This is a genomic window from Blautia sp. MSK18_10 (genome assembly GCF_020553185.1).
GTDB lineage: Bacteria > Bacillota > Clostridia > Lachnospirales > Lachnospiraceae > Blautia_A > Blautia_A wexlerae.
Window position 1 is genome coordinate 70,479 of record NZ_JAJCGT010000005.1, and the last position, 12,054, is coordinate 82,532.

A 12,054-nucleotide genomic window follows, 5' to 3' on the forward strand; every position below is an offset into this window, starting at 1 on the left:
TTGATTGAAAAAGTCAAGTTTAATTTTAGCTTTTTTGCAACTTTTTATCATTAGTTGTTATTCCCAATTTGGCCACTAATGATGTAAGCAAAAACTACTTTGAACTATCAGAGTTGCCTTCTGTCTCTTTCAGGCAGTCCTCACACAGGCCGAAGAATCTGGCACTGTAATCAGTAATTTTTCCTTTGAAGTTCTCACCTGCAAGATCCATAATGTGGTGAATTCCCTCGCTCTCAAGGTCGATGATCCGCTCACATCTGATACACATGAAGTGGCAGTGCCTCTCGGTCCGCCCGTCAAAGTGATCCGCTCCGGCGAAAGAGGAAAGCTTCTTAATCTCTCCCAGATCAGCCAGCAGAGATAAGTTGCGATATACCGTACCGAGGCTGATATTCGGATAGATGAGCTTCATATTCTCATATACCACATCGGCAGTAGGATGATCTGTTCTGGTTCTTAGAAACTCTTTAATCGATTCCCTCTGACGGCTGTATTTCAGTGTCGCCATGGTATTCCTCCCTTCCCTGTTTACTCGCAAATGATTTATCATAACTGTTCAGGATAGTTGCAGTTATAATCTATTCAATAACGATAATCATTACTGATATTGATACTATACAATATTGGATTGAAATTGTCAAGATATAAAATTATTATTTTATAGAATTGTTATAGTTTGGCTGCGTTACTGAGAACGGAGTGAACAATAACGATGTGGGTTTACAAATCCACCAAAATGTGCTATATTTTCCCTATAACAGGAAATAACTATTTCCTATAGCTAACAGTGTTCCACGATCACAGAGCGGAGTGCTGTCACGAAATAACACAAACTCATTGAAGAAGAGAGTAGATCCGCAGACCGTATTACAGAGAAATCCCCATGGATCACATATCACAGATTCAAAGGCTGAGAGGGATATGCAAGGAGCAGGTTGAAGATGGCTTCCGAGAGGCACTGCTGAGAGCCAACAGCTTTAGGCAGCGACAGGCACGCCTGTTACAGCGTAGAGGTATCATAACGTACCTCCCAAGGTTTCCCCGCGCGAGCCCGGAAACGAACAGAAGTGGTAACACGGGTAATACTCGTCTTCTCAGATAATCTGAGGAGACGTTTTTTATGTTATAGGAAATTACTCTGTAATGTTCCTATAACAAAAAAAGCCTTCCGGGCAGGATCACACTGCGACAGAGAGGAATTATTTCCCCCAACACCAGTTCCTTCCTACCATGAAGAATTTATGTTTTTCTTCCATAAATAAGGAGCAGTTGTTACCATTTTTAAACATCAGCTTCGGAAAATATAATTGTTTTCTGTGCATTTGCAGGGAGTGTAGCAACTCTTAGTGCCTGGAAATCTGCGTTATTCGAAAAAATCTCACTGTCTGAGCGAAGCGAGTTTGAGATTTTTTCGAATGGTTTTAGCTGATTTTCAGACACTTAGAGTTCCTAGCTCCCGAAACCGCACAGAAAACAATTATATTTTCCGGAGCGTCCACATTCAAAAAAGGAGACAACAAACCATGGAAAAACAGAAATACTACATCACCACCGCCATCGCCTACACATCCGGCAAACCCCATATCGGCAACACCTACGAAGTCGTCCTTGCCGATGCCATCGCCCGCTACAAACGTCAGCAGGGCTATGACGTATTCTTCCAGACAGGAACCGACGAACATGGTCAGAAAATCGAATTAAAAGCCGAAGAAGCCGGAATCACCCCAAAAGAATTCGTAGACAACGTATCCGGTGAGATCAAAAGAATCTGGGATCTGATGAACACATCCTACGACAAATTCATCCGTACCACAGATGAAGACCACGAAAAACAGGTCAAAAAAATCTTCAAAAAAATGTACGCAAAAGGCGACATCTACAAAGGACACTATGAAGGAATGTATTGTACACCATGTGAATCTTTCTTTACAGAATCCCAGCTTGTAGACGGCAAATGTCCGGACTGCGGCCGCCCATGTGTACCTGCAAAAGAAGAAGCATACTTCTTCAAAATGAGCAAATATGCCGACAAACTTATCGACTACATCAATACACACCCGGACTTCATCCAGCCGGAATCCCGTAAAAACGAGATGATGAACAACTTCCTTCTCCCGGGACTTCAGGATCTTTGCGTATCCAGAACTTCCTTCAAATGGGGAATCCCGGTAGACTTTGATCCGAAACACGTAGTATATGTATGGCTTGATGCCCTTACAAACTATATTACAGGAATCGGCTACGACTGCGATGGCGAAAGCACAGACCAGTTTAACAAACTCTGGCCTGCAGACCTGCATCTGATCGGTAAAGACATCATCCGTTTCCATACAATTTACTGGCCGATTTTCCTGATGTCACTGGATCTGCCGCTTCCGAAACAGGTATTCGGACATCCATGGCTTCTCCAGGGTGATGGAAAGATGAGTAAATCCAAAGGAAACGTAATCTATGCAGATGAACTGGTAGACTTCTTCGGTGTAGATGCAGTCCGCTACTTCGTACTTCATGAAATGCCATTCGAGAATGATGGTGTGATCACATGGGAACTGATGGTAGAGCGTCTCAATTCTGAACTCGCTAACACCCTTGGAAACCTTGTAAACCGTACCATTTCCATGTCAAACAAATATTTCGGCGGTGTGGTAGAAAACAAAGGCGTTACAGAACCTGTAGATGATGATCTGAAGAACTTCATTCTCTCCGTACCTGCCAAAGTAAACGAAAAAATGGATAAACTCCGCGTGGCAGATGCAATGACAGAAGTATTCACAATCTTCAAACGCTGCAACAAATACATCGACGAAACAATGCCATGGGCTCTTGCTAAGGATGAAGAGAAAAAAGACCGTCTTGCAACAGTTCTCTACAATCTGGTTGAGGGAATCTGCATTGGTGCGGTTCTGCTGAAATCCTTTATGCCGGAAACAACAGAGAGAATCCTTGCCCAGTTAAATGCACAGGACAGAGAACTGGAAGACCTTAAGACCTTTGGCCTCTATCCGTCAGGAAATAAAGTAACTGAAAAACCGGAGATCCTTTTCGCCCGCCTTGACCTGAAAGAGGTACTTGCAAAGGTGGCAGAGCTTCATCCGCCGAAAGCAGAAGAACCTGCAAAAGAAGAAAAAGAAGACGTAATTGATATCGAAGCAAAACCGGAGATCACATTTGAAGATTTCGGCAAGCTTCAGTTCCAGGTTGGTAAGATCATCAAATGTGAAGAAGTAAAGAAATCAAAGAAACTTCTCTGCTCACAGGTACAGATCGGAAGCCAGGTGCGTCAGATCGTATCCGGAATCAAAGCACACTACAGTGCAGAAGAAATGGTAGGTAAGAGGGTTATGGTAGTCACAAACCTGAAACCAGCCAAACTTGCCGGTGTACTCAGTGAAGGAATGATCCTCTGCGCAGAAGATGCAGACGGAAACCTTTCCCTGATGGTACCGGAAAAGGAAATGCCTGCAGGTGCAGAAATCTGCTGATCTTTGTATTACTGAGAACAAAGCGAATGGTAGCGAAAATGTGTGAAAACTTACGAATATTATCTTGACAAATACACTCTCAAAAGCTATATTAATATTTAGATAAAGGGGAGTGACTGACTCATGAGTATTCATGATGTCGTCAATTTCGGTGGGTAAAGACTCCAACCGTATCGTGATGAACAGGCGAGGCTTTTATTGTATGTTCCCGTACAATAAGAGCCTCGCTTTTTGTAAAAACTTAAACAGGGGGATTTTGATCATGTCACAGGGTTTTAATCATTTTGATGAGAACGGAAACGCAGTTATGGTAGACGTTTCCGGGAAAAATATCACTTACAGAACAGCAGTTGCCACAGGTGAGATTCATGTAGGAGAAGCAATCATGGAGGCTGTGAAAGAGGGTTCTGTGAAAAAGGGAGATGTGCTTGGAGTAGCACGTGTAGCGGGGATTATGGGAGTGAAAAGGACTTCTGAGTTGATTCCCATGTGCCATCCGCTTCCGATCCAGAAATGTTCCGTAGACTATGAACTGGATGAGATAAACGGAATTATCCGCGCTTTCTGTACAGTGAAAACAGAAGGCAAGACCGGTGTGGAAATGGAGGCACTGACAGGGGTTCAGGTGACGCTTCTGACGATTTATGATATGTGTAAGGCAATTGACAAGCATATGGTAATGTCCAATATTCATCTGGTTGAAAAGACGGGTGGTAAGAGTGGAGATTTTCATTTTTGATATCCACAAATTACTTTGCGATTTGCAAAATATTTGTTGGGTAAAATGAAAGAAATGTGTATAATGGAAATACAGAATGGCAGATAACGAAAAAAATTATCTGCCCGACAGGGAGGTTTTTATAAAATGAAAAGAGTAGCGATCATTACATCCAGTGATACGGGATATCGCGGAGAACGTGAGGATTTAAGCGGACCTGCGATCCGAGAGATTGTTGAGAAGAATGGATATGAGGTTGTGTCTGAAGATGTTCTGCCGGATGACAGAAAGATGTTGTCAGAGAGAATGGCGGAAATTGCAGACAGCGGCACAGCGGAACTGATCCTGACAACAGGCGGAACCGGTTTTTCACCCAGAGATATTACACCGGAGGCAACGGAGGATATTATTGACAGACGTGTACCGGGGATTCCGGAGGCAATGCGTGCGTACAGCATGACTATCACGAAACGCGCCATGCTCAGCCGTTCTACGGCAGGTATCCGAAAAAAAACACTGATCATCAATCTTCCGGGAAGTCCGAAAGCTGTAAAAGAGAGCCTGGAGTATATTATTGATGCGCTTGGACATGGCATTGAGATCATGACAGGGGAAGCAGGGAACTGCGCAAGATAACTGATGGCGATAACAGGGATAAGAAAGCAGAGTAGCGTCAGAATGTACTGACGAAAAGAGAAATCGGTGAGCCAAAGCAGAGAAGATAAGCTGACGGCAATAAACGGAAGAGCAGATACGAAAACAGTATCTGAAACTAAAACAGGAAGGTAAAAGGGATAATCTTATGGGAAAAGTAATTGCGGTTTGTACAAGTGAAAGAAAGGGAATACAGAAGACAAGTGTTCCGGAGATTAAAGTAATTGAGGATTGGGGAATCGAGGGTGATGCCCATGCCGGCAAATGGCACCGTCAGGTAAGTCTGCTCTCTTTTGACAAGATTGAAGATTTTCGCGCCAGAGGTGCAGAGGTAGAAGACGGGGCATTCGGAGAGAACCTTGTGGTTCAGGGAATCGACTTTGCCACACTTCCGATCGGCACGAAATTCCAGTGCAATGATGTAGTCCTGGAGCTGACACAGATTGGAAAAGAATGCCACAGCGGATGTGCGATCTTTAAGAAAATGGGAGAGTGCATTATGCCGAAACAGGGAGTTTTTACGAAGGTTCTCCACGGAGGTGTGATCCACCCGGGGGATGAGCTGGTAATTTTGTAACAGATCTTTTAACCGGATTATAGCAATCCTCATAAATAATGTATATTGATCCGGCTTATCAGAGCGCGAAATCCTGCGTCAGATATCCTTGACGTGTGTTGTTTACAGGGAGTGCTATAAATTAAGATTACATGAGGAGATTGGAAAAAATGATTATTGATACACATGCGCACTATGATGACGAGGCCTTTGACACAGACAGGGAAGCGCTTCTTATGTCTATGTACGATGGAGGGATTGAGAAGATTGTGAATGTCTGTGCATCTGTAGGCGGTTTTCAGGATACTGTGAAGCTGATGGAGAAATATCCTTTTGTATATGGAGCAGTGGGAATCCATCCGGATGATGCAGATAAGATGACACAGGAGACTCTGGATGAGATTCGCAGATTATCCCATATGGACAAGATGGTGGCAATCGGTGAGATCGGGCTGGACTATTACTGGCATAAGGAAGAAGAGGAACATCAGATCCAGAAGAAAATGTTTCGCGCCCAGCTTGACATTGCCAGAGAAGAGAAGCTTCCGTTTATGATCCACAGCAGAGAAGCTGCCGAGGATACTCTGAATATCGTCAGAGAATATATGCAGGGTGGTATGTATGGCGGTATCATTCATTGTTTTTCATACAGCAGGGAGATTGCGGCAGAATATCTGAAAATGGGACTGTATCTGGGAATCGGCGGAGTTGTCACTTTTAAGAACGCAAAGAAACTGAAAGAGACGGTTCAGTATGCACCCCTGTCTCAGCTTGTTCTGGAAACAGACTGTCCCTATATGTCTCCAGAGCCAAACAGAGGTAAGAGAAATTCGTCATTAAATCTGCCTTATGTAGCACAGGCAATCGCAGAACTGAAGGGAATTACAGCAGAGGAGGTTATTGATGTGACCAGACAGAATGCAGAGAAACTGCTGGGAATTCATCAATAACCACTGTCATATTCGTTTGAAGAATCATCTGAATTTTCATCCGAACTTTCGTCCGAACTTTCATCTGAACTTTCATCTGAACTTTCGTCCGAACTTTCATCCGAACTTTCATCTGAAGAGCTGTCAGAAACGTCGGAAGAGTCTTCGGTTCCGTCTGATGTGTCTGCCTGATATTCCCAGGAGTGGATGGATTCTGTATCTTCCACTACATTTCCGGTAGTTTTGTCGATCATGTTGCCCTCCCAGTCAAACTTGACGTTCAGCAGGTTTGTATTTGTGGAAGGCTTCACATTCATGGACATGATTTCCTTAAATTTAGCTTTCAGGTTATCGAGAGTAAACTCATCACCGATCACATTTCTTACACTGTGGGAAGAAGCAAGTTCTTCTGTATAATCATCCAGCATATATGGTCCGTATTCTCCGTTATCGTGATTATAATGCATGACCATAGGTTTCACTTCCGGAGAAAGGATCTGGATGGTTGATTTGCCGTTCAGAGTTGATTTCTGTATGGTAAAACTTGCCATTCCTTCCAGAAGTTCCGGGAGTTCCTGCTGGGTGGAAACGAAGTTTCCGAGGGAGTAGAATATGGTGGTATTGTGTCCCTGGTCATCAGAAAGCTGTCCGTAAGGCTGAAGCACATGCGGATGACCGCCAATGATCACATCAACACCCTGCTGCATCAGAAAAGCGGCCCATTGTTTCTCGTATTCATTTGGCATGGTTTCATCTTCTGTTCCCCAGTGAGCCACAAAGATGATGCAGTCGCTGATTTCTTTGGCTTTCTGGATCATTGTGGTGATCTTATCCTTATCAAAGATATCGATCATGTACTCATATCCTTCGCCTGCACCGGAATTATTGGTGCCGTATGTATAGTCAAGAAAAGCAATCTTAATACCATTCACTTCTTTTACTTTGACAGTGTCTGCATCTTCCTGGGTGGCGTGGATGCCAAGTACAGGAATATCCGGATAATTGGTGCTCCAGAAATCCAGAGTACTTTTCAGATAGTCATATCCATAATCATCGGCGTGATTTGTGGCAGATTCCACTACATCAAACCCTGCTTTGATAATGGCATCTCCCACTTCCTGGGGAGTGGCAAAAGAAGGATAAGTGCTGACAGCATCGTGGCTTGGAGCAAAAACCGTTTCCTGGTCGATCATGGCTACGTCTGCAGCCTGGATCTGGTCCAGAACATGAGTGTAGATATGGTCATAATTCCATATGCCGGAGTCATTTTCGCCGGATTCATACAGCTTGCTGTGATAAAGATTATCTCCAACAGCAATTACACTTGCAGTGGAGATGACAGGTGTTTCAGCTTTGATCTTATCCTGCTGTTCCTTGAGAGCCGCTGCTTCTGCTGCTTCTTTCTGCGGTTTACGGATCAGGGTGTAATCCATCTGATGCATCACCAGAACGAGCAGAACCAGAACAATAACAGAACACAGAAGACTGATCCGGGAGTTGATTCTCTCCCGTAAATTAAGTGGCATATTATTTTTTTTCATAGAAAATTCCCTTTAACTAAAATAGTTCTTAACAGTGAGAGTGCTGAACAGTTACAGCAATCTGCAGCCTGTATTGCTGTCCTCAGTACCGTATCTCAAATTCATTGCAGACTGCATACGGAAATGAGACAGGAGCGTATGAACTGTAATCTATCTATTCATTATAACAAATTTCATGGTTCAAAGAAAGAATTAAGAGAGAAATTCTTTGAAAACCTGCCAGAAATGCTTTGTGAGACAAAGTATTTTAGTGTATAATAGGTAGCAATATAACCATAATGTACAAACATGCTACAGCAATGCTATATGGAATTGCTTAAGCAAAAAGAGGGAGGTAACCGGATGAACCATTATGAGGCAATTAATGATGTACTGGTCAATTTATTTAATGAGATTCTGGACCTGGAAGAACGGGCATTGATTACGGGAGAATATAAGAATATTTCCGTCAATGATATGCACATTATTAATGCAGTAGGTATCCGGGAACAGAAGAATATGTCAACAGTAGCCAGAGAACTGAATGTGACTGTGGGTACATTGACGATCGCTGTGAATAATCTTGTAAAGAAGGGATATATCCAGCGTATGAGAAGTCAGGAGGACCGAAGGGTTGTGCTGATCTCCCTGACAGAACAGGGGAAGAAAGCTTATTACCATCATAAAGATTTCCATGAGAAAATGGTACTGGCTGTACTTAAAGGCCTAAATGTGGAGGAGACAGAGGCATTGACGAAAGCTCTGACCAAGCTGCAGGCATTTTTCAGATCATATCAGTAGAAGGAGTAAAGATGGAATATACTGAGAAGGATTTAGTAAAGATCGCAAAAAGGGAAAATAATACGAAGAGAAACTATCTGGTAGTGGATCCGCTTCAGGGAAAGCATATTCCGGTAGTGCCATCAAAGGCACTGGATTTATTTGCTGCTCTGGCAGATACTTTCAGGGAGAAATACAAAGATGAAAAACTTTTGCTGGTGGGCTTTGCGGAGACAGCAACTGCCATAGGTGCTCAGGCAGCGATTACTGTGGGGGCAGATTATATTCAGACCACCAGAGAAGTTATTCCCGGCGTGAATTATCTGTTTTTTTCCGAGGAACACAGCCATGCCACAGAGCAGAAGCTGGTAAAAGATGATATTGACAGAGCAGTGGCGGAGACGGATCGGATCATATTTATCGAGGATGAAGTAACTACCGGAAAAACAATTCGGAATATCATCAGTATTCTTGACAGGGAATATGACGGAAAATTTAAATATTCAGTAGCATCTCTGTTCAACGGAATGAGCGAGGAGAATCTGGAATGTTATAAGAGACAGGGGATTTCCCTGTATTATCTGGTAAAAACGGATCACAGTACTTACGGAGACAGAGCAGAAACATTTAAGGGAGACGGATTTTATTATAAATGTCCGGATAAGGTCGCAGAGTATACAACGATTTATGTTAAAAACCGGATGGATGCCCGCAGACTGATTGATTCCGGGAAATATGAAGAAGCATGTGAGAATCTGTGGAGAGAAATCCGGGAGAAAACCGGAAATATGGCTGATAATATATCTGGCAAAAGAATACTGGTGATCGGCACTGAGGAGTTTATGTTCCCTGCACTTTATATCGGAAGAAAGATGGAAAAAGAGGGAGCCGAAGTAAGGTGCCATTCGACTACAAGAAGTCCCATTGCTGTGAGTCTGGAAAAAGAGTATCCCCTTCACAGCAGATATGAACTGAAAAGTTTATATGATCCGGACAGGAGAACGTTTATTTACGATATAGGAAAATATGACAAGGTATTGATTGTCACAGATTCCCCGGAAATAAAGGAGAGTCAGGAAACGCTGATAAATGCTGTCCGGATGCAGAACAAGGATATTACAGTTGTAAGGTGGTGCTGATTTGAGAAGTTCCTATTCAGAAGAAGATGTGATTTTATTATTGAAGGATATTACCGGGCTGGTAGAACCTCAGCCTGCCAAAGTGCGGGAGAAACTGATTCAGTCCGGAAAACATTACAGCGAGATGCTGCCTGTTGAATATGTTCCTACAGATCAGTATATGCAGGTATATCATAATGCGCTGAAACATTATGCGAAGCCGGTTGCCAATGCAGTAGGAATGCTGGCAGATAAGATCATAGAGAATAAGGGAAAGAAAATTGTCCTGGTATCCCTTGCCAGAGCGGGAATCCCAATTGGTATCCTTGTGAAGCGATACATCAAATTCAAATATGGTATAAATGTGCCGCATTATTCCATTTCAATTATCAGAGGAAGAGGGATTGACGATAATGCCATGAAGTATCTGCTTGAAAAGTACAGACCGCAGCAGATTTTATTTGTGGACGGATGGATTGGCAAGGGTGCGATCCTGAATGAATTGAAGAAAGATATCTCTGCATATGAAGGGGTTTCTGCTGACATAGCGGTAGTGGCAGATCCGGCAAATGTTACGGAGCTTTGCGGAACACATGAAGATATCCTGATCCCAAGTTCTTGCCTGAACAGTACAGTATCCGGCCTTATCAGCCGTACTTTTCTGAGAGATGACATAATAGGCAGAGATGATTTCCATGGGGCAGTCTATTACGGAGAACTGACAGATTCTGATTTGTCATATGACTTTATTGAAACCATTGAAAAGAAATTTAATATGGAGAATACACCTGATCTGGAAGAAAGAGTGGAAAGTCAGGGTATTGATGAGGTAATAAATATAGGAAAGAATTTCGGTATTGACGATATTAATCTGATCAAACCGGGGATCGGAGAGACAACAAGAGTATTACTGAGGAGAATTCCCTGGAAGGTGCTGATCGATGAGCGATATAAGGGAAATCCTCAGTTGAAGCATATTGTCAGACTTGCCGAAGAGAAACATACACCTGTAGAATACTATCCACTTACACATTATAAATGCTGTGGAATCATTAAGAAGCTTGCGGATGCATGAGAAGGGTAATACTTATTCTGTTATTCCGAAAACTTCTGAAAGATAAACTGTTTTCTTAGCCCAGTTCAGATGGGTTTTATATTCATTCATTCTTTCTCTGGTTTTGCTTCCTGCAACAAGGGAAGCAGAATCAGCATTCCAGTTTAAAATCGCCCGTGCGTCAAGGTAGTCATTTCGTGAAACCTGATAAGCTCTGTTTACTACAGGGATCTGTGAAGGGTGGATAACGGTTTTTCCGATGAAACCGCAAAGTCTGTCCTCCCGGATTTCCTGAATCATTCCTTCTTTCCAGCTGTCACCGGCATAATATTCCCATACAGGACCGGAAATCACATAATCCATACCATATACAGTGATAATATCTGAGAAAATATCTGAAACAGGTCTGATGCTGTGAATAGATTCATTGGCATGTCTGCGAAACCCAAACATATGGCACAGATCATTTCCGCCAACACGTATATTCAATATAAGATCTTCAATTCTGGCTAAAGAATCCCTTAACAAATAGAGAATATCAATTCTGTTTCGCAAATCTATAATGGAAGGACTTTCGTAAATAGGCATCATGTAAAGCTTTTTTGCGACAAGTTCATTGACGAGGATCATCTGCTCAATATAACTTTGTGCGTTATCCGGGCTGAATTTAGGGACGATGAAACCGGTAACAATCTTAATGGATTGCCCAAGAGCTTTTGTTAATCTCTGAATCTGCTGTGGATTCCGAACCCGGATAAATATTTTGGGCAGATAGAATGGCTTTTGTTCATGCTGTATGAATATCTGGCTGAGAGAAGAAATCAGTATCTGCTCGGCTTCTTCAACATGATCGTCGTTTATGGTATCTTCAAGACAGAGAGCAAGAGAAAATCTGTTTCCGAATCTTTCATTTATCAGAGAATCAGTGATGGATATTCTGTTGGCAGGACAATAGAGTAATGGACCTACACTGTAATATAAAACATTATTTTTCATAACACTCCTTCTGACATATCTACAAAAATTCCCGTAAATAGGGTACCTTATAGAAATTCAATAAAATACTGCAGGTAATCCGGTCCATCACAGTGTGAAGGACCGAGTCAGCAGCTACATCATAGCACATTTCAGGGGAATAAGCCATAGAAAGAACAGGGGAATTTTCTTGAAATATAAATAGCAATATGATACAATTTTGAGGTAGAATTTATACGAAAATTTGGAGAAAATTATGGTTCCGCAT

The 12,054-nt window shown here is 42.5% G+C and carries 11 protein-coding genes; 8 read left to right on the top strand and 3 right to left on the bottom strand.

Annotated elements, in window-relative coordinates; genetic code table 11:
• Positions 1-94: 94 nt before the first annotated feature.
• Positions 95-508 (bottom strand): Fur family transcriptional regulator, encoded by a 414-nt coding sequence (locus tag LI074_RS04070; RefSeq protein WP_008705371.1) that lies wholly within the window; start codon positions 506-508, stop codon positions 95-97.
• Between the two features lie 907 nt (positions 509-1,415).
• Here LI074_RS04070 and metG point away from each other — a divergent pair.
• From metG to LI074_RS04095, 5 genes are all read left to right on the top strand, one after another.
• Positions 1,416-3,482 (top strand): methionine--tRNA ligase, encoded by a 2,067-nt coding sequence (metG, locus tag LI074_RS04075; RefSeq protein ID WP_330597637.1) that lies wholly within the window; start codon positions 1,416-1,418, stop codon positions 3,480-3,482.
• 262 nt (positions 3,483-3,744) lie between these two features.
• Positions 3,745-4,221: a cyclic pyranopterin monophosphate synthase MoaC gene (gene moaC / locus LI074_RS04080; protein ID WP_022379965.1), complete on the top strand. Its 477-nt coding sequence runs from the start codon at positions 3,745-3,747 to the stop codon at positions 4,219-4,221.
• A 126-nt stretch (positions 4,222-4,347) separates the two neighbouring features.
• Positions 4,348-4,836 carry a MogA/MoaB family molybdenum cofactor biosynthesis protein gene (locus LI074_RS04085; protein ID WP_022379966.1) on the top strand — a complete coding sequence of 163 codons (489 nt, stop codon included), beginning with the start codon at positions 4,348-4,350 and terminating at the stop codon, positions 4,834-4,836.
• 166 nt (positions 4,837-5,002) lie between these two features.
• Positions 5,003-5,431 (top strand): MOSC domain-containing protein, encoded by a 429-nt coding sequence (locus LI074_RS04090; RefSeq protein WP_008705366.1) that lies wholly within the window; start codon positions 5,003-5,005, stop codon positions 5,429-5,431.
• A 149-nt stretch (positions 5,432-5,580) separates the two neighbouring features.
• Positions 5,581-6,360: a TatD family hydrolase gene (locus tag LI074_RS04095; RefSeq protein WP_173697782.1), complete on the top strand. Its 780-nt coding sequence runs from the start codon at positions 5,581-5,583 to the stop codon at positions 6,358-6,360.
• On the opposite strand, the gene LI074_RS04100 is transcribed toward LI074_RS04095, so the two are convergent.
• Positions 6,354-7,880, bottom strand: a complete 1,527-nt coding sequence (locus LI074_RS04100) for a CapA family protein (protein WP_173697783.1) — start codon at positions 7,878-7,880, stop codon at positions 6,354-6,356. The two genes, LI074_RS04095 and LI074_RS04100, sit on opposite strands and share 7 nt — an antisense overlap.
• A gap of 342 nt (positions 7,881-8,222) precedes the next feature.
• Here LI074_RS04100 and LI074_RS04105 point away from each other — a divergent pair, with 342 nt between their 5' ends.
• The 3 genes from LI074_RS04105 to LI074_RS04115 are packed head-to-tail and all read left to right on the top strand — an operon-like array spanning position 8,223 to position 10,832.
• Positions 8,223-8,660, top strand: coding sequence for a MarR family winged helix-turn-helix transcriptional regulator (locus tag LI074_RS04105; protein WP_022380519.1), 438 nt, complete (start codon positions 8,223-8,225; stop codon positions 8,658-8,660).
• A gap of 11 nt (positions 8,661-8,671) precedes the next feature.
• Positions 8,672-9,778, top strand: a complete 1,107-nt coding sequence (locus LI074_RS04110; RefSeq protein ID WP_173697784.1) for a phosphoribosyltransferase domain-containing protein — start codon at positions 8,672-8,674, stop codon at positions 9,776-9,778.
• Position 9,779: 1 nt separating this feature from the next.
• Positions 9,780-10,832 (top strand): cysteine protease StiP family protein, encoded by a 1,053-nt coding sequence (locus LI074_RS04115; RefSeq protein WP_173697785.1) that lies wholly within the window; start codon positions 9,780-9,782, stop codon positions 10,830-10,832.
• Between the two features lie 12 nt (positions 10,833-10,844).
• Here LI074_RS04115 and LI074_RS04120 read toward each other — a convergent pair whose 3' ends face one another.
• Positions 10,845-11,807, bottom strand: coding sequence for an HpcH/HpaI aldolase/citrate lyase family protein (locus tag LI074_RS04120; RefSeq protein ID WP_022380521.1), 963 nt, complete (start codon positions 11,805-11,807; stop codon positions 10,845-10,847).
• Between the last annotated feature and the right edge of the window lie 247 nt (positions 11,808-12,054).